The sequence below is a fragment of the Streptomyces sp. NPDC049577 genome (assembly GCF_040675635.1).
GTDB lineage: Bacteria > Actinomycetota > Actinomycetes > Streptomycetales > Streptomycetaceae > Streptomyces.
This window is the reverse complement of sequence record NZ_JBFAPH010000111.1, coordinates 1-17,943: the sequence shown is the minus strand read 5'-3', so window position 1 is coordinate 17,943 and position 17,943 is coordinate 1. Positions and strand designations below refer to the sequence as shown.

The 17,943-nt window shown below is 72.2% G+C and carries 16 protein-coding genes; 7 read left to right on the top strand and 9 right to left on the bottom strand.

The window, feature by feature from the left end; all coding sequences use genetic code 11:
* Positions 1 to 709: amino acid--tRNA ligase-related protein (locus tag AB0K09_RS14960; RefSeq protein ID WP_366065773.1), on the bottom strand; the 709-nt coding region annotated here is incomplete at its 3' end.
* A 127-nt stretch (positions 710 to 836) separates the two neighbouring features.
* On the opposite strand from AB0K09_RS14960, the gene AB0K09_RS14955 reads away from it, so the two are divergent.
* On the top strand, positions 837 to 2,981 hold the full coding sequence (locus AB0K09_RS14955; protein ID WP_366065772.1) for a SpoIIE family protein phosphatase: 2,145 nt from the start codon (positions 837 to 839) through the stop codon (positions 2,979 to 2,981).
* A gap of 38 nt (positions 2,982 to 3,019) precedes the next feature.
* Here the strand turns inward: AB0K09_RS14955 and AB0K09_RS14950 are convergent, their stop codons facing one another.
* Positions 3,020 to 3,970 carry a pirin family protein gene (locus AB0K09_RS14950; protein WP_366065770.1) on the bottom strand — a complete coding sequence of 317 codons (951 nt, stop codon included), beginning with the start codon at positions 3,968 to 3,970 and terminating at the stop codon, positions 3,020 to 3,022.
* A gap of 121 nt (positions 3,971 to 4,091) precedes the next feature.
* Between AB0K09_RS14950 and AB0K09_RS14945 the strand changes: the two genes are divergently transcribed.
* Positions 4,092 to 4,994: a serine protease gene (locus AB0K09_RS14945; protein WP_366065769.1), complete on the top strand. Its 903-nt coding sequence runs from the start codon at positions 4,092 to 4,094 to the stop codon at positions 4,992 to 4,994.
* 40 nt (positions 4,995 to 5,034) lie between these two features.
* Here AB0K09_RS14945 and AB0K09_RS14940 read toward each other — a convergent pair whose 3' ends face one another.
* Entirely contained in the window at positions 5,035 to 5,487 is a 453-nt protein-coding gene (locus tag AB0K09_RS14940) for an SseB family protein (RefSeq protein ID WP_366065768.1), read from the bottom strand.
* Positions 5,488 to 5,617: 130 nt separating this feature from the next.
* On the opposite strand from AB0K09_RS14940, the gene AB0K09_RS14935 reads away from it, so the two are divergent.
* The 4 genes from AB0K09_RS14935 (at position 5,618) to AB0K09_RS14920 (ending at position 10,032) form a co-directional block, all read left to right on the top strand.
* Positions 5,618 to 7,444 (top strand): acyl-CoA dehydrogenase, encoded by a 1,827-nt coding sequence (locus AB0K09_RS14935; RefSeq protein ID WP_366065767.1) that lies wholly within the window; start codon positions 5,618 to 5,620, stop codon positions 7,442 to 7,444.
* Positions 7,445 to 7,733: 289 nt separating this feature from the next.
* Positions 7,734 to 9,026: a M18 family aminopeptidase gene (locus AB0K09_RS14930; RefSeq protein WP_366065766.1), complete on the top strand. Its 1,293-nt coding sequence runs from the start codon at positions 7,734 to 7,736 to the stop codon at positions 9,024 to 9,026.
* Positions 9,027 to 9,097: 71 nt separating this feature from the next.
* On the top strand, positions 9,098 to 9,721 hold the full coding sequence (locus AB0K09_RS14925) for a DUF4232 domain-containing protein (protein WP_366065765.1): 624 nt from the start codon (positions 9,098 to 9,100) through the stop codon (positions 9,719 to 9,721).
* A gap of 86 nt (positions 9,722 to 9,807) precedes the next feature.
* Entirely contained in the window at positions 9,808 to 10,032 is a 225-nt protein-coding gene (locus AB0K09_RS14920; protein WP_366065764.1) for a DUF6458 family protein, read from the top strand.
* A gap of 126 nt (positions 10,033 to 10,158) precedes the next feature.
* Here AB0K09_RS14920 and AB0K09_RS14915 read toward each other — a convergent pair whose 3' ends face one another.
* Both AB0K09_RS14915 and AB0K09_RS14910 read right to left on the bottom strand, forming a co-directional pair.
* The gene (locus tag AB0K09_RS14915) at positions 10,159 to 11,964 is read right to left on the bottom strand and encodes an NHL domain-containing thioredoxin family protein (protein WP_366065763.1); all 1,806 of its coding nucleotides are present in this window, start codon (positions 11,962 to 11,964) and stop codon (positions 10,159 to 10,161) included.
* Positions 11,965 to 12,010: 46 nt separating this feature from the next.
* On the bottom strand, positions 12,011 to 12,787 hold the full coding sequence (locus tag AB0K09_RS14910; protein WP_366065762.1) for a carbon-nitrogen family hydrolase: 777 nt from the start codon (positions 12,785 to 12,787) through the stop codon (positions 12,011 to 12,013).
* Positions 12,788 to 12,915: 128 nt separating this feature from the next.
* On the opposite strand from AB0K09_RS14910, the gene AB0K09_RS14905 reads away from it, so the two are divergent.
* On the top strand, positions 12,916 to 13,746 hold the full coding sequence (locus AB0K09_RS14905) for a maleylpyruvate isomerase family mycothiol-dependent enzyme (RefSeq protein ID WP_366065761.1): 831 nt from the start codon (positions 12,916 to 12,918) through the stop codon (positions 13,744 to 13,746).
* Here the strand turns inward: AB0K09_RS14905 and AB0K09_RS14900 are convergent.
* The 4 genes from AB0K09_RS14900 to AB0K09_RS14885 form a co-directional block, all read right to left on the bottom strand.
* Positions 13,736 to 15,052: an MFS transporter gene (locus tag AB0K09_RS14900; protein WP_366065760.1), complete on the bottom strand. Its 1,317-nt coding sequence runs from the start codon at positions 15,050 to 15,052 to the stop codon at positions 13,736 to 13,738. The two genes, AB0K09_RS14905 and AB0K09_RS14900, sit on opposite strands and share 11 nt — an antisense overlap.
* Complete coding sequence (locus AB0K09_RS14895) at positions 15,049 to 15,720, bottom strand: GntR family transcriptional regulator (RefSeq protein ID WP_366065759.1); 672 nt, start codon at positions 15,718 to 15,720, stop codon at positions 15,049 to 15,051. Before AB0K09_RS14895 ends, AB0K09_RS14900 begins: the two co-directional genes overlap by 4 nt.
* Positions 15,721 to 15,803: 83 nt before the next feature.
* Positions 15,804 to 16,649, bottom strand: coding sequence for a helix-turn-helix transcriptional regulator (locus AB0K09_RS14890; protein ID WP_366065758.1), 846 nt, complete (start codon positions 16,647 to 16,649; stop codon positions 15,804 to 15,806).
* Between the two features lie 245 nt (positions 16,650 to 16,894).
* On the bottom strand, positions 16,895 to 17,943 hold a 1,049-nt coding region (locus AB0K09_RS14885; protein WP_366065757.1), incomplete at its 5' end, for a dihydrolipoamide acetyltransferase family protein.

Below are 17,943 nucleotides of genomic sequence, written 5' to 3'. Positions count from 1 at the left end.
GCAGATCGGCGCGATGACCGCGTTCCTCAGCTACCTCATGTACATCTTCATGTCGATCATGATGGCGACGTTCATGGTCATGATGCTGCCGCGCGAGCAGCTGCTTGAACTGCTGCGGGGCCTGCGGCAGCGCGTAGAACTTGCCGGCGTGCAGGCGCGAGGGCACCAGGAAGTCGCGCGCGCCCTCGGGGGAGGTCGCCGACAGGATCGGGGTGGCCAGCTCGTTGAAGCCGAGGGCGGTCATCTTCTCGCGGATGGAGCGGATGACGGCGCCGCGCAGCATGATGTTGCGGTGCATGCGCTCGCGGCGCAGGTCGAGGAAGCGGTACTCCAGGCGGCGCTCCTCGTTCACACCGTCCTCGGTGTTGATCGTGAAGGGCAGCGGCTCGGCGGCGCCCAGCACCTCGACCTCGCTGACCTCGACCTCGATCTCACCGGTCGGCAGCTCGGGGTTGACGTTGTCGGCGCCACGGCTGACGACCTTGCCGTCGACGCGGACGACGGTCTCCTTGGTCAGGTGGCTCAGGGCCTCGTTCGCCGGGGTACCGGGCCGGGCCACCAGCTGGACCAGGCCGTGGTGGTCGCGCAGGTCGATGAAGAGGATGCCGCCCAGGTCGCGCCGATTGTGCAGCCAGCCACTCAGTCGCACGTCGGTGTCGACGTCAGCCGCACGGAGCTCGCCGCAGGTGTGGGACCGGTACCGATGCATCGTTCATCCAAGTCGTGGTCGAGGGCGTGGATCGAGAGTGGCCGTGCTGCATACAGCACCCCGCAAGGGTACTGCCCGCGTCCGGCATCAGTGGTCTCCACTGCACAGACCTGCATAAAGTGGGGCAATGCGCACCGAGGACGTACTGGCGGCCGTGGCGATCGGCCTGTGGCACTGGGACAAGGCCTCGGACACCGTCAAGCTCGACGCGGAGGCGGCGCGGCTGCTGGGCATGCCCGCCGAGCCCGTCGAGACGACCGAGGCCACCCTGCGCGCCCGCTTCCACCCCGTCGACTACGTGGAGATCCAGGGCGTGGTCACCCTGGCGCTGGCCGAGGGCACCCTGGCCGAGGCCCGGCTGCGGGTGGTGGACGAGGCGGGCCGGGTGCTGCGCACGGTGCGCAGCCGCACCAAGCCGGTGGGCGAGGACGACGACTACCGCCTCGTCGGCATCCTGGAGGAGGTCCCCGAGCCCCAGCAGGGCACCTCTCCCCTCCGTACGACCGTCACCGGCGACTGGCGGCGCAACCGCGAGGCGTTCCTGCTGGACGCCGGCCGGGCGCTCGCCGAGGCCCACTCCACCGCCGAGGTGCTGCGGGTGGCCGCCGGTCTGTCCATGCCGGGCTTCGAGCCCTCGGGGCTCGCCGTCTTCGGCACCGAGGGCGGCAAGGTCACCGTCATCGGCCACCACGGCTACGGGCCCGAGGACGTCGAGGCGTTCCTGGACATGCCGCTGGACACCGCGCACCCGGCCGCCGAGGTGGTGCGCACCGGCCGCGCCATCTATCTGCCCTCCCCCGAGGACTACCGGCGCCGCTTCCCGGGGATATGGCCGCTCGTGGAGCAGTTCGGCCGGCAGTCCTGGGCCTTCCTGCCGCTGATCAACGCGGGGCACACCATCGGCGCCTGGATGGCCGGCTTCAGCGTCCCGGTGACCTTCACCCCCGACGAGCGCTCGGTCCTCACCACCGTCGCCCGGATGCTCGCCCAGGCCCTGGGCCGGGCCAGCGCGCACGAGTCCGAGCGGGAGCTGGTCGGCGGCATCCAGCGCTCGATGATGCCCACGGTCCAGCCGGACATCCCCGGGATGAAGGTCGCCGCGCGCTACGTCCCGACCGGTGGCGGCCTCCAGGTCGGCGGCGACTGGTACGACATGATCCCGCTGCCCTCCGGCAAGACCGCCCTGGTCATCGGCGACGTCCAGGGCCACGACGTACGGGCCGCGGGGCTCATGGGCCAGCTGCGCATCGCCCTGCGCGCCTACGCCTCGGAGGGCCACCACCCCGACGCGGTACTCTCCCGCGCTTCCCGCTTCCTCGCCGGCATCAACTCCACCGGCCCCGAGGACGCCGACCCGCGCTTCGCCACCTGCCTCTACATCGAGGTCGACCCGCTCTCCGGGCTCCTGGTCATCGCCCGCGCCGGGCACTGCGACCCGGCGATCCGGCTCGCCGACGGCACCATGCTCGTCCGCGCCACGGCGGGCGGTCTGCCACTGGGCATCGACCCCGACAGCGACTTCCCCACCACCCGTATCGTCCTCGAACCGGGCGAGACGATGCTGGTCTGCACGGACGGGCTGATCGAGACCGGCGGCCACGACCTGGAGACCGGCTGGCGCCGGCTGCGCGAGGTGGTCGAGAGCCGCCCGGTGGAGGAGAACGGCACCAGCCTGGAGAAGCTCGCCGACGCGCTGGTCCAGGCCGTCCACGGGCCGTCCTCGCACCACACCGTCGGCCCGCTGGTCGACCGGCGCGAGGACGACATCGCCCTGCTGCTGCTCCTGCGCGAGAGCACGGGCCGCCGCCCCGCCGGCGCCCCGGCCGTGCCGCGCCCGGTCCGGCGCAGCGTCCTGACCATCGCCCAGGCCGAGCCCGAGCGCATCGGGGAGGCCCGCAAGCAGGTCCGGGCCCTGATGCACGACTGGGCCGACCCGGACCAGGTGGACTCGGCGGTGCTGATGGTCTCCGAGATGCTCACCAACGTCCTCGTCCACACGGACGGCGACGCGGTCCTCGTCGCGAAGATATCCGGCCCGCCCGGCCACCGGCGGATCCGCGTCGACGTCGCGGACAGCAGCGACGAACTGCCGCACCGGCGGCACCCGGGCGAGATGGCCTCCTCGGGCCGCGGCCTCGTCCTCCTCGAACTGCTGGCCGGAGCCTGGGGCGTCACGCCCCGGGGCGACGGCAAGAACATCTGGTTCGAGCTGGACGAGAAGGCGAGCGCGGCCGCGGAGTTCGGCGGGGCCCCGTTCGAGGGCGTGACCTAGGGCGGGACGCAGGGGCCCCGCCTGCGATCACCCGGCGACTACTCGGCCGGGATCGTGCCGAGACGGCCGGCCTGGAAGTCCTCGAACGCCTGCGCGAGCTCGGCATGGGTGTTCATGACGAACGGCCCGTAGTGCCGCATGGGCTCCCGGATCGGCAGCCCGCCCAGCAGCACGACCTCGAAGTTCGGGCTCCGCGACTCCTGCGTCCGGTCCGCCCGGACCGTGAGCGAGTCACCCTCGCCGAAGACGACGGTCTGCCCCATCCGGAACGGCCGCCCCTCCGCGCCCGCCGTGCCGCGCCCGGCGAGGGCGTAGGCGAGGGCGTTGAAGTCGCGGCGCCAGGGGAGCGTCAGCTCGGCGCCCGGGCTGAGGGAGACGTGCGTCATCGTGATCGGCGTGTGGGTGATGCCGGGGCCGGCGTGCTCCCCGATCTCCCCCGCGATCAGCCGCACCAGCGCCCCGCCGTCGGAGGAGGTCAGCAGCTTGACCTTGCCGCCGCCGATGTCCTGGTAGCGCGGGGGCATCATCTTGTCCTTCGCCGGCAGGTTCACCCACAGCTGGAGGCCGTGGAAGAGCCCGCCGCTGACGACCAGCGACTCCGGCGGCGCCTCGATGTGCAGCAGGCCCGAGCCGGCGGTCATCCACTGGGTGTCGCCGTCGTTGATGACACCGCCGCCGCCGTGCGAGTCGCGGTGCACGAAGGTGCCGTCGAGGAGATAGGTGACGGTCTCGAAGCCGCGGTGCGGGTGCCACGGCGTGCCCTTGGGCTCGCCCGGCGCGTACTCCACCTCGCCCATCTGGTCCATCATGATGAACGGATCCAGGTACGCGTGGTTGATCCCCGCGAAGGCGCGGCGCACCGGGAAGCCCTCGCCCTCGAAGCCGCTCGGGGCGGTGGCGACGTGCAGAACCGGCCGCTGTCCGGCGGTCGCCGGAGCGGCGGCGACGCGGGGCAGGGTCAGCGGGTTCTCGACGGTTACCGCGGGCATGTCGGCCTCCTTGGGGTCGTCACACGGCCAATTTAGTTGAATCGTGAACAACAGACAAGCGCGCGTCCATTCCCGCGACCGTCCCCGCGACCCCTCCGGCGGCATCGGAGACACTTGATCAATGCGTGTCAGAACAAGGGCCGGGCTCGCCGCCCTCGTGATCGCCGTGGCCGCCCTGGCCGTCGTCGGACTCCTGGTGGCCAACCGGGGCCTCGCCACCGACGCGCCGCTGGCCGACGGCGACACGGCCGGGCACTACCGCCAGCCGGAGGCGCTCGGGACGCGGTCGGCCGAGGCGATGAAGACGGCCGTACGCACCGGTGGCGCCCCCGCGGCGGCGCCCTCCCCGGCCCTGCTCGGCGCGGGCGCGACGCCCACGGCGCGCGAGGTGCCGGCCTCACCGGCGGTGGGCCCGCTCTTCTACACGGGCGAGGGCACGCCGGCGCACGGCTGCACGGCGAGCGTCGTGCACAGCCGGCGCGGCGACCTGATCGTGACGGCGGCGCACTGCGTGTACCTGGGCGGCTTCCGGACGGACCTGGCGTTCGTGCCGGGCTACCGGGACGGCGCGGCGCCGTACGGGGTGTGGGTCCCGGTGTCCGTGGACGTGGCCCCCCAGTGGGTGCGCGGCCGCGACCCGGACCACGACGTGGCGTTCCTGCGCGTGCGGTCGGTGGAGCGCGACGAGCCGATCGAGCGGGTGACGGGAGCGGAACGCATCCGCTTCGACCCGCAGCCGACCCGCCCGGCCCGGGCCCTGGGCTACCCGAACACCGGCGAACGCCCGCTGGCCTGCGAGAACGCCACCGATCTCTACAGCCCGACGCAGCTGCGGTTCCCCTGCACGGGGCTGCCGAACGGCACGAGCGGCAGCCCGATCCTCACGGACGTCGACGCGGCGACCGGCCTGGGCACGGTCGACGGCGTACTGGGCGGCAAGGACGAGGGCGGCGACGACGAGACGAGCTACAGCTCGTACTTCGGCGCACCGGTCCGCGCGCTGTACGAGCGGGCGACCAGGTAGCCGCCGAAGGAGATCCCGGCCGCAGATCCGGCCGCGGATCTCAGCCGTACATCCGGCGCATCGCGAAGTCGACCATCTCCTCGACCGCCTTCGCGTCGAACACCATCCGGTGATCACCCTCGATGTCGAGCACGAAGCCGTACCCCGTGGGCAGCAGGTCGATCACCTCGGCGCCGGTGATCACGAAGTACTTGGACTCCTTGCCCGCGTACCGGCGCAGTTCCTTCAGCGAGGTGAACATCGGGATGACCGGCTGCTGGGTGTTGTGCAGGGCGAGGAACCCCGGGTTGTCACCGCGCGGGCAGTAGACCTTGGAGCCGGCGAAGACGGTCTGGAAGTCCTCGGCGGAGAGCTGGCCGGTGGTGAAGGCGCGCACCGCGTCGGCCAGGGACGGGGGGGACGGCTCGGGGTAGAGCGGCTGCTCGCCGTAGCCGCCGGGCTGCTGCGGAGGCGCGTAACCCTGGGTCGCCGCGTTCTGGTCGTAGCCGTACATGGGCCAAAGCGTAACGAGTCACAGTTGGCCGATCGGGGGTTGCTTCTTATTACCGACGGGTAGCATCATGCTGACTTACTGACTGGTACGCATAGAGGGTCGTCCTCCCGTCACTTACGGAGCCGTAGTCATGGGGCACTACAAGTCGAATCTTCGCGACATCGAGTTCAACCTCTTCGAGGTCCTCGGCCGCGACAAGGCGTACGGCACCGGCCCGTTCGCGGAGATGGACGTCGACACCGCCAAGAGCGTGCTGTCGGAGATCGCTCGCCTGTCGGAGAACGAGCTGGCCGAGTCCTTCGCGGACACCGACCGGAACCCGCCCGTGTTCGACCCGGAGACCAACACCGCTCCGGTCCCGGACACCTTCAAGAAGAGCTACCAGGCGTACATGGACGCCGAGTGGTGGCGTCTGGGCATCCCGGAGGAGATCGGCGGCACCACCGCGCCGCGCTCGCTGCTGTGGGGCTTCGCGGAGACGATCCTCGGCTCGAACCCGGCCGTCTGGATGTACTCCTCCGGCCCGGCGTTCGCCGGCGTGCTGTTCGAGGAGGGCACCGAGCAGCAGAAGCACATCGCGAAGATCGCGGTGGAGAAGCAGTGGGGCTCCACCATGGTGCTGACCGAGCCGGACGCCGGCTCGGACGTGGGCGCCGGCCGCACCAAGGCCATCAAGCAGGAGGACGGCTCCTGGCACATCGAGGGCGTGAAGCGCTTCATCACCTCCGGTGAGCACGACATGTCCGAGAACATCCTCCACTACGTGCTCGCCCGCCCCGAGGGTCACGGCGCCGGCACCAAGGGCCTCTCGCTCTTCCTCGTGCCGAAGTACGAGTTCGACTTCGAGACCGGCGAGCTGGGCGCCCGCAACGGCGTCTACGCCACGAACGTCGAGCACAAGATGGGCCTGAAGGCCTCCAACACGTGCGAGATGACCTTCGGCGACAAGCACCCCGCCAAGGGCTGGCTCATCGGCGAGAAGCACGAGGGCATCCGCCAGATGTTCCGCATCATCGAGTTCGCCCGGATGATGGTCGGCACGAAGGCCATCGCCACCCTCTCCACCGGCTACCTCAACGCGCTGGAGTACGCCAAGGAGCGCGTCCAGGGCCCGGATCTGGCCAACTTCACCGACAAGGCCGCGCCCAAGGTCACCATCACGCACCACCCCGACGTGCGCCGCTCCCTGATGACCCAGAAGGCCTACGCGGAGGGCATGCGCGCCCTCGTCCTCTACACGGCCACCGTCCAGGACGAGATCCAGGTCAAGGAGGCCGCCGGCGAGGACGCCAAGGCGCTGCACGGCCTGAACGACCTGCTGCTGCCCATCGTCAAGGGCTACGGCTCCGAGAAGTCCTACGAGCTGCTGGCCCAGTCCCTGCAGACGTTCGGCGGCTCCGGGTACCTCCAGGAGTACCCGATCGAGCAGTACATCCGTGACTCGAAGATCGACACCCTCTACGAGGGCACCACGGCCATCCAGGGCCAGGACTTCTTCTTCCGGAAGATCGTCCGCGACCAGGGCCAGGCGCTGACCCTCCTCTCCGAGGAGATCAAGAAGTTCCTCGCGGAGGCCGCCGGCGGCGAGGAGCTGGCCGAGGCCCGCGAGCTGCTGGCCAAGGCCGCGGTGGACCTGGAGGGCATCGTCGGCGCCATGCTGACCGACCTCGCCGCCACCGAGAAGGACGTCAAGTCCATCTACAAGGTGGGCCTCAACACCACCCGCGTGCTGATGGCCTCCGGTGACGTCGTCGTCGCCTACCTGCTGCTCAGGGGCGCCGCGGTGGCCAGCGAGAAGATCGGCACCGCCTCCACGAAGGACAAGGCCTTCTACGCCGGCAAGATCGCCGCCGCGAAGTTCTTCGCCTCCAACGTGCTGCCCGCCCTGGCCGTCGAGCGCCGCCTGGCCGAGTCGGTCGACCAGTCCCTGATGGAGCTGGACGAGGCCGCCTTCTAGCCTGCGGCAGGACCTTCAGTACCGGGGTCCGGGGGCCTTCCCCCGGGCCCCGGTACTCCTTCCGCCACGACGGCGATCAGCCGTCGTGGCGGGGGTCCGGCGGCATGCGCGACCGCCGCGACCGGCACATTCGCCGGGGCCGGTCCGGCACCGCCGGACAGGTGGCGAGGGGCCTCGCGCCGCCGCGACGGAAGAGGCCCCGGGAACGCCGGCGACCCCTCCCCCGCCGGACGGCACAGGGCGCCCGAAAGGCCCGCCCGGCTCTTGCCCTGATCCTTATCCTGAGGCCATGAGCACTGCGCACCGCTTCGACCGCGGCCACACCGACGACCTGATGTCCTTCCTCGCCGCCAGCCCCTCCCCGTACCACGCGGTGGCGGGTACCGCCGAGCGGCTGGAGAAGGCGGGTTTCCGCCGGCTCGCGGAGACCGACGCGTGGGACGCGACGACCGGCGGCAAGTACGTGACGCGCGGCGGCGCGATCATCGCCTGGTACGTGCCCGAGGGCGCCACCGCCGCCACCCCGTTCCGGATCGTCGGCGCGCACACCGACTCCCCCAACCTGCGGGTCAAGCCGCTGCCCGACACCGGCTCGCACGGCTGGCGCCAGGTCGCCGTCGAGATCTACGGCGGCACGCTGCTCAACACCTGGCTGGACCGCGACCTCGGCCTCTCCGGCCGCCTCACCCTGCGCGACGGCAGCCACCACCTCGTCAACGTCGACCGGCCGCTGCTGCGCGTCCCGCAGCTCGCCGTGCACCTCGACCGCTCGGTCAACAACGAGGGCCTCAAGCTCGACAAGCAGCGCCACATGATGCCCGTCTGGGGCCTGGGCAAGCCGAGCGAGGGGGACCTGATCCGCTTCGCGGCCGAGGAGGCCGGCGTGGCCGCCGAGGACGTCACCGGCTGGGACCTCATGACGCACAGCGTCGAGCCGCCCGCCTACCTCGGCCGCGACCGCGAGCTGCTGGCCGGGCCGCGCATGGACAACCTGCTCTCCGTGCACGCCGGAACGGCCGCGCTGCTCGCCGCCGTCGGCTCCGAGGGCCTGCCGTACATCCCCGTCCTGGCCGCGTTCGACCACGAGGAGAACGGCAGTCAGTCCGACACCGGCGCCGAGGGGCCGCTGCTCGGCAACGTCCTGGAGCGCTCCGTCTTCTGCCGCGGCGGTTCCTACGAGGACAAGGCGCGCGCCTTCGCCGGCACCGTCTGCCTCTCCTCCGACACCGGCCACGCCGTGCACCCCAACTACGCCGAGCGCCACGACCCGGACCACCACCCGGTGCCCAACGGCGGCCCGATCCTGAAGGTCAACGTCAACCAGCGCTACGCCACCGACGGCGGCGGCCGGGCCGTGTTCGCCGCCGCCTGCGAGCGCGCGGGCGTGCCCTGGCAGCACTTCGTCTCCAACAACGCCATGCCCTGCGGCACCACCATCGGCCCCATCACGGCCGCCCGGCACGGCATCGCCACCGTCGACATCGGCGTGGCCTGCCTGTCCATGCACTCCGCGCGCGAACTGTGCGGCGCGGACGACCCGTACCTGCTGGCCGCCGCCCTGACCGCGTTCCTCGAAGGCTGAGCCGGACCCCCTGCGCCCGGCCTGATATACAGCCCCCACCAGCACTCGACCGTCCCACCGGGGGAAGCACCATGACCACCCGCACCCTGCGGACCGCCGCCGCCGCGCTCACCGCCGCGGCCGCCCTCACCCTCACCGCCTGCGGCAGCGACTCGGGCGACAAGAAGGACGCCGGCACGGCGGAGACGGCCGACGCGGCGCAGGAGCAGTCCTCCGGCGCCACGGCGGGCGCCGACGACGGCGCGGAGGACGACAAGCCGCAGGCGACGGGCGACGCCTGCACCCCCGCGGGCGTCAAGGTCGAGGCCCGCTCGGGCGGTTCGGACGGCAAGCGGCTGCTGCTGGTGGTCACCAACACCGGGAAGGCCGCCTGCACCGCGTACGGCTTCCCCTTCGTGCGCTTCGACGAGGACCAGGCCACGGCCGACGTCTCCGAGGACAGCAAGCCGAAGTCGCCGGTGAAGCTCGCACCCGGCAAGTCCGCCTACGCGGGCCTGCGGACCTCGGCCGCCGACGGCCAGGGCGGCAAGGGGCGCGACGTGAAGAAGCTGTCCGTCTCCTTCCAGACGCCGAGCGGCGACCCCGTCGCGGGCGACCCGGTCAGCCCCGCCCTGCCCGGCGGCACCCTCCACACCGACGACTCCGCCAAGGGCACCTACTGGGTGGACTCCGAGGCGGCCGCCCTCAAGGGCTGACGCACGGGGGGTGATTGGCCCGCCCCGCCCGGGGTAGCCGCATCTCTGCCAGGAGGACAGCCGATCGGTTCGGGAGGCGATTGTCCATGGGCATGGGTTGGTGCATAGGGCTGATCGCGGTGGGCGCGATCCTGACGTTCGCCGTGGACTGGCACGTCCACGGCGTGAACGTCGACCTCGTCGGCCTGATCCTGATGGCGGTCGGCGTCATCGGGCTCAGCGCGTACGTGAGCATCTTCAAGCGCCGCCGGATGCAACCGCCGCCGCCAGCGGCCCCCGTCGTCGAGGAGGACCACCGGTACGTGCGGTGACGCTGCCGCCGGCACCGCCCGCCGCAACACGGCGGCCGGCCACCGCGGCGGGGGTCCGGCGGCCCACGCGGCCACCGCGACCGGCGCGTTCGCCGTGCTCCGGCGGAAGCGCTACGCGTCGAGGCGCTACGCGTCGAGGCCGGCCAGGACCAGCGGCAACCGGCCCGCGCCGCCCGCGGCGATCCGCACCGGAACCCCCCAGTCCTGCTGGTGCACATGGCAGGCCGGGTACTCGTTCGCAAGGTCGTCGTCGCAGGACGCCGCCATCGCGGAGACGTGCAGCACGCCCCCGTCGATCCCGTCCGCCAGTACCAGTTCGCGGCTCAGGTCCGTACCGGCGCCCGCGCCCTCCGCCAGCAGCTCCGGCGGCGTCGAGCTCACCAGCAGCCGCGTCGACGGCCCGTAGCGGGTGTCCAGCTTCTGGCCCGCCGGGGCCTGGAAGACCACGTCCAGCCGGAGCCGGCCGGGGGCGATCTCCGTGGCCTCCCGCTGCGTGCGGTGCGCCACGGACTCCACGCGCACCGCCTCCTCCGGCAGCCGCAGCCGGGTCAGCCGGTGCCGCGCCGACTCGACGACCACGATGTCGTCACCGGCCAGCACCGCGTCCGACGGCTCCCGCAGGTCCGTCGCCAGCGTCGTCACCTCGCCGGTGGCCGGGTCGTAGCGGCGCAGGGCGTGGTTGTAGGTGTCCGAGACGGCCACCGAGCCGTCCGGCAGGGCGGTGACGCCCAGCGGGTGCTGGAGGAGCGCCTGCGCGGCGTCCCCGTCCCGGTGCCCGAAGTCGAACAGCCCGGCGCCGACGGCCGTGCGGACGGCGTAGCCGTCCCCCTCGCGCTCGACCCAGCGCAGGGCCGAGGTCTCGGAGTCGGCCAGCCACAGCCGGTCCCCGGCCGCCGCGAGCCCGGACGGCTGGGCGAACCACGCCTCGGCGGCGGGCCCGTCGACCAGCCCCTCGTTGGTCGTCCCGGCCGCCACGCCGACCGTGCGGCTCTCCGGGTCGTACGTCCACAGCTGGTGGACGCCCGCCATGGCGATCCACACCCGGCCGTCGAACCAGGCCACGTCCCAGGGCGAGGACAGATCGACCTCGCGGGCGGCCCCCGAGGAGGCCGAGCCCTGCCACCACTGCCGGCCGGTGCCCGCGACGGTCTCGACGGCCCCCGTCTCCGGGTCGTACGCGCGCAGCGCGTGGTTGACCGTGTCGGCGACGATCACCCTGCCGTCCGGGAGCAGCGCGAGCCCCTGGGGCTCGCTGAAGCGTGCGGGGCTGTCGGTGAGGCCGCGCTCGCCGGTGCCGACGCGGCGCACGACGGTCTCGCCGTCGGCCGCCAGCTCGACCAGCTGGTGCCGGGTCGTGTCGGAGACCAGGAAGTTCCCGGACGGCAGGACCACGGCCTTCCCGGGGAAGCGCAGATCGGTCGCCTGCGGCTCCGGCGGCACGTACGGTCCGTCGCCCCTGCGCAGGGTGCCCTTGGCCTCGTGCTCGGCCTCCAGCTCGCCGACCAGCTTCTCCAGCGCGTGCGCGTGCCCCTCGCCGGCGTGCTGTGCGACGACGTACCCCTCGGGGTCGATGACGACGAGCGTCGGCCAGGCCCGGACCGCGTACTGCTTCCAGGTGGCGAGCTCCGGGTCGTCCAGGACCGGGTGGGCGACCTCGTACCGCTCGACGGCGTCGACGACCGCCCGGTGGTCGGCCTCGTGCACGAACTTCGGGGAGTGCACACCGATGATCACGGTGGTGTCCCGGTGCTTCTCCTCCAGCTCGCGCAGCTCGTCCAGGACGTGCAGGCAGTTCACACAGCAGAAGGTCCAGAAATCGAGGATCACGATCCGTCCTCGCAGGTCGGCGAGGGTCAGACCGCCGTCGCCGACATTCAGCCAGCCGCCCTTGCCGATGAGTTCCGGAGCGCGAACGCGTGCACGTGAAGCCATGCCTCCATCCAACAGCACGGGCGGGGTCAGGCATTCCGCGCGAGCATTAACGTTTTATGACGCGGTCCTTCAGCGCCGGGAAGTCCTCGCGCGTCCTCGCCACGCGGCCCGGGTCGATCTCCGCGACCAGTATCTGCTCGCCCGGGCCCGCCTCCGCCAGGACCTCGCCCCAGGGGTCGACGACGATGCTGTGGCCCGCCTGCTCCACGCCCGCGTGGGTGCCGGCCGTGCCGCAGGCCAGGACGTAGGCCTGGTCCTCCACGGCGCGGGCGCGGGCCAGGAGGGTCCAGTGCTCGCGGCGGCGGGCGGGCCAGCCCGCCGGGACGACGAACGCCTGCGCGCCGGCGTCGGTCAGGGCCCGGAAGAGCTCGGGGAAGCGGAGGTCGTAGCAGGTGGCCAGGCCGGCGGTGAGCTCCGGCAGCCGCACGGTGACGGGTTCGCGGCCCGCGCCCATCAGCACGGCCTCGCCCTTGTCGAAGCCGAAGCGGTGGATCTTGCGGTAGGTGCGGACGAGCTCGCCGTCGGGGGAGAAGACCAGCGAGGTGTTGTAGATGCCGTCCGGCGCGCTCTCCACGATCGAGCCCGCGTGCAGCCAGACGCCCGCGTCGCGCGCGGCGGCGGCCATCGCGGTGGCCGTCGGGCCGTCCAGCGGCTCGGCCTCGGCGACGAAGCTGTCGTACGCGAAGGCGCCCGTCGGCCACAGCTCCGGCAGCACCACCAGATCGCTGCCCCGCTGCGTGCGGACCAGCTCGGCCGCGCGCTCGCGGCGCGCGGCGGGCGGCTCGGCGGGGTCCACACCGAACTGGATCAGGGAGGCGCGCACAGTACCACCACTCTCCGCATGCGTCAGACGAAACCTCTGCCGGGGGACCCGTGCGCAGCGTAACTTAACTGCATAGAGCCCACACAGCACTTGTCCCACTCGCTGCCCAGCACCGCCGAGGGATCCACGTGACCGTCCACCCCAGTCTCCAGCCCGCCATCGACGCCTGGACCCACTCCGTAGAAGCCATCAACGACCTGGTGAAGCCCCTCGCCGAGAGCGACTGGAACCGGGCCACCGAGTGCCCGGGCTGGTCCGTGCGGGATGTCGTCTCGCACGTCATCGGCGTCGAGTGCGAAATGCTGGGCGAGCCGCGGCCGATCCACTCGCTGCCGCGCGACCTCTACCACGTGACGGACGAATTCTCGCGCTACATCGAGGTGCAGGTCGATGTGCGGCGGTGCCACACGGCCCTGGAGATGACCTCCGAGCTCGAGTACACGATCATCCGGCGCTCCCGTCAGCTGCGGAACGAGACGCGCTCCCCGCAGGCGACCGTGCGCTGGCCGCTGGGCAGCGGTGCCGAGCAGACGCTCGAACAGACGCTGGCCATAAGGGCCTTCGACGTGTGGGTGCACGAGCAGGACGTGCGCCGGGCACTGGGCGTGCCGGGCAACCTCGACTCGCCGGGCGCGCTGCTCAGCCGGGACCTGATGCTGCTCGGGCTGCCGAAGGTGGTGGCGAAGGACGCGGGCGCCCGGCCGGGCTCGACGGTGGTGTTCGACGTGCACGGGCCGGTGGAGTTCCTGCGCACGGTGCGGGTTGACGAGCGGGGTCGGGGTTCGATCGACGGCAGTGTCTCGCTGGGGCCGACGGTGACGTTCGGGATGGACTGGGAGACGTACGCCCGGCTGGCGTGTGGGCGCGTCCGCCCGGCGGCGGTCGCCGACCGCGTCAAGGTCGAGGGCGACCGGGGCCTGGCGGACACGATCCTGCGGAACTTCGCCGTCACGCCCTGAGGTCCGGCTGGGGCACGTGCACGGTCTCGACCCGCGAGGCCACGATCCGCTCCTCCTCGCGCCGCTGGGCGCGTCCGCGCAGCCGGAGCATCTGCGTCAGGCCGAGCGCCTGGAGGACGAACACCGAGGCGAAGGCGGCCCGGTAGTTCCCGCCGGTGGCGTCCAGCAGGACGCCGACGGCCAGCAGCGTGGTGATCGAGGCGGTGAAGCCGCCCATGTTGACGATGCCGGAGGCGGTGCCCTGGCGCTCGGGCGGGTTGGCGGGCCGGGCGAAGTCGAAGCCGATCATCGAGGCGGGGCCGCAGGCGCCGAGCACCGCGCACAGGACGGTCAGCAGCCACATCGGCGCGTGCGTACCGGGCCAGGCGAGCGTCGCCGCCCAGAGCACGGCCGTGGCCGCGACGGTGCCCAGGGCGAGCGGCATGCGGGCCGCGTGGTGGCGGGCGATGATCTGCCCGTACACCAGGCCGACGGCCATGCTGACGAGGACGACGAGCGTGAGCAGCATGCCGGCCGTGCCGCGGTCCACGCCCTCCGCCTCGACGAGGAACGGCATGCCCCACAGCAGCAGGAAGACCATCGCGGGGAACTGCGTGGTGAAGTGGGTCCACAGGCCCAGCCGGGTGCCCGGTTCGCGCCAGGCGCGGGCGATCTGCTGCCCGACGAAGCCCTTGCCCGGCGGGGGCGCGGGGGCGGGCTCGTGGCCCTCGGGGTGGTCCTTGAGGAAGAGCAGCAGCAGGACGAGGACGACCACGCCGGCCGCCGCGCTGCCGGTGAAGGTCCGCGTCCAGCCGGCGCCGTGCAGCAGACGGGCGAGGACGAGCGTCGAGATGAGGTTGCCCGCCATCCCGAACAGCGCCGCGACCTGGGCGATCAGCGGGCCGCGCCGGGCGGGGAACCAGCGCGCGCCGAGCCGCAGCACGCTGATGAACGTCATGGCGTCACCGCAGCCGAGCAGCGCGCGGCAGGCGAGCGCGGCGGCGTAGGAGTGGGAGAGCCCGAAGCCGAACTGGCCGGCGGTGAACAGGACGACGCCCAGGGCCAGCACCTTCTTGGTGCCCAGCCGGTCGACCATCAGCCCGACGGGGATCTGCATGCCCGCGTAGACCAGGAGCTGGAGGATGGAGAAGGTCGACAGCGCCGAGGCACCCACGTGGAAGCGCTCGGCGGCGTCGATGCCGGCGACGCCGAGGCTGGTGCGGAAGATGATGGCGACGAAGTAGACAGCGACGCCCAGTCCCCAGACGCCGGCGGCCCGGCGTCCGCCGGGCGGGTCACCGGGCAGCGATATGCAGCCTGAACTCATCGGACGTCCCCCTGTGCGAGGTTGCGCACCCAGCCGACGTGCCGGTCGACGACCTCGATGGCCGCCGCGCCGTCACCGGACCGCAGGGCTTCGAGGATCTCGGTGTGTTCCGCGATGTTCTTGGCGATCCGGTCCGGATGCGCGTGCATCACGGCGACGCCCATCCGCAACTGGCGGTCGCGCAGCTGGTCGTAGAGGCGGGCGAGGATCTCGTTGCCCGCGCTGCGCACGATCTCCGCGTGGAAGGCGCGGTCGCTGACGGAGACGGCCGCCAGATCGCCGGCGGCGGCCTGCCGCCGCATGTCGTCGACGAGCTCCTCCAGCCGCGCGAGCAGCCCCGGCGGCGCGGGCACGGCCTTGCCCGCGGCGTGCTTCTCCACCAGCAGCCGGGTCTCCACCACGTCCGCGATCTCCTGGGCGGAGACGGCCAGGACGAGCGCCCCCTTCTTCGGGTAGAGCTTGAGCAGCCCTTCCGCCTCCAGCCTCAGCAGCGCCTCGCGCACCGGGGTCCTGGACACGCCGACGGCGGCGGCCAGACCGCCCTCGGTCAGCAGCGTGCCCCCCTCGTAACGCCGGTGCAGTACGGCGTCCTTGACGTGGGCGTAGACCCGTTCGGCGGCGGGCGGTCGCCCGGCGGTCGCGGGAGCGGGGGCGTGCGCGGTCGACATGCGCACAGCTTAGATACAACACAGATGCGTGGGCAGTGCACGTCCGTCATCCGGACGGGGGCGCGGCCCGGCGCCGGAGGGGACTACAGCCCGGCCCAGCCGTCCACCGGGGTGATGAAGACGAACCGCAGGTCGGTGCGCTGTATGGGCAGCAGCACATGGCTGGTCACCCGGATCTCGCGGTTGCCGTGGTACGGCAGGCGGAGGCGGAATTCGTGTCCGTCCCGGTGTTCGACGACGTCGTACTCCTGGGACCAGATGCGGCGGCAGTCGGCGTCGGAGTCGAGGATCTCGCGGACGAGCGCGCGCAGTTCGGGGTTGTCCGGGTTGCTGTTGGCGGCGACACGCAGCATGGCGAGGTAGACCCGGGCGCAGCTGTCCTCCCAGTCGAGCATCTGTTCGCGTGCTTCGGGGTGGAGGAGGGCCCAGCGCAGCAGGTTGGCGCCGGGCCGCAGGACCCAGGGGAACCACTCGCCCATGAGGGAATTGGAGGCGACGATGTTCCAGGCGGCGTCGGAGAGGTAGGCCGGGTAGGAGACCTGCTGGTCGAGCAGGGCGGTGACGCCCTCGGGCAGGTCCGCGCGGGTGGTGCCGGTGCCCGGGGGGCGGCGGCCGGTGACGGCCATGAAGAGGGTCAGGGTCTCCGCCTCGCTCAGCCGCAGGGCCTCGGCGACGCGCAGCAGAAAGCTTTCGGAGAAGTCCTGGCGGCGGCCGGCCTCCAGGGCGCGGTACCAGCCCTCGCTCACGCCCGTCATCCGGGCGACATGTGCCTGCGAAAGCCGACGGCCCGGTCTGGGAAACACCCCGCGCAGCTCGCGAACGGTCCTGGCGTCGACGCGTGCGCGCCAGGCGCGGAGCAGACGGGTGATGGATTCGCCGCCGTCCGCGGAATCACCCGGGTCGCCCATGGGGTCCATCGCGGCCCTCACAGCGGCCTCCATTTCCGACACTGCAAGTGTCGGCCAATCTTAAGTAAATTGCCCAGCGCGGGCCATTCCACCTCCTGACCGGGTGGGTGCCCGAGGCCGCTCACGCACACGGACGGAGGGCCCGGACGCCGCTCTCTCCTTGCTGGAGGGGGGTGAGGAGAGAGCGTCCGGGCCCTTTGTCCTGTGCGGACCTTTACCGACCGTCAGGGCTGTTTGGAGCCCCCTCGGTCACGCGGATCGCGTGGTCACGCCCAGGTGATGAGCCGCTTGGGGTGTTCCAGCACCGCTGCGATGTCCGCGAGGACCTTCGAGCCGAGCTCGCCGTCGACGAGCCGGTGGTCGAAGGAGAGCGCCAGCGTGGTGACGTGCCGCGGCTTGACCTTCCCCTTGTGCACCCAGGGCTGGAGCTTGACCGCGCCGAACGCGAGGATCGCGGACTCGCCCGGGTTGAGGATCGGGGTGCCGGTGTCGACGCCGAAGACGCCGACGTTGGTGATGGTCACCGTGCCGCCCGACATGTCCGCCGGGGCGGTCTTGCCCTCGCGGGCGGTGGCGACGAGCTCGCCGAGCGCCTTGGACAGCTCGGGGAGCGTCTTGGCGTGGGCGTCCTTGATGTTCGGCACGATCAGGCCGCGCGGCGTGGCGGCCGCGATGCCGAGGTTCACATAGTGCTTGAGGACGATCTCCTGCCGCTCCTCGTCCCAGGCGGCGTTGACCTCCGGGTTGCGCTTGATGGCGACGAGCAGCGCCTTGGCGACGAGCAGCAGCGGGTTCACCCGCAGGCCCGCCATGTCCGGGTCGGACTTCAGCTCCTGGACGAGCTTCATGGTGCGCGTGACGTCGACGGTGATGAACTCCGTGACGTGCGGGGCGGTGAAGGCGCTGTTCACCATGGCCTGCGCGGTGGCCTTGCGGACGCCCTTGACGGGGACGCGGGTCTCGCGGGCGTACCCCTCGGCGACCGGGGCGGCGGCCTCGGGGGCGACCGTCTCCGGCTCGGCGACGGCCCGCGTCGCGGCGCTCGCGGCCGCGTGCACGTCGTCCCGGGTGACGACCCCGCCGGGACCGGTCGGAACGACGGTGGCCAGGTCGATGCCGAGATCCTTGGCGAGCTTGCGCACGGGCGGCTTGGCCAGTGCGCGGACGCCTCCGGCGGCACCCGCGACGGCGCCGGCAGCCGCCCCTGCGGAGGCCGCCGTGTGCGGCTCGGCGGCCGCGGCAACGCCGGGCTCCGCGGGCGCCGGGGCCGGCGCGGCGTGGCCGTTCAGCTCCGCCTGGATCGCGGCAGCCGCGG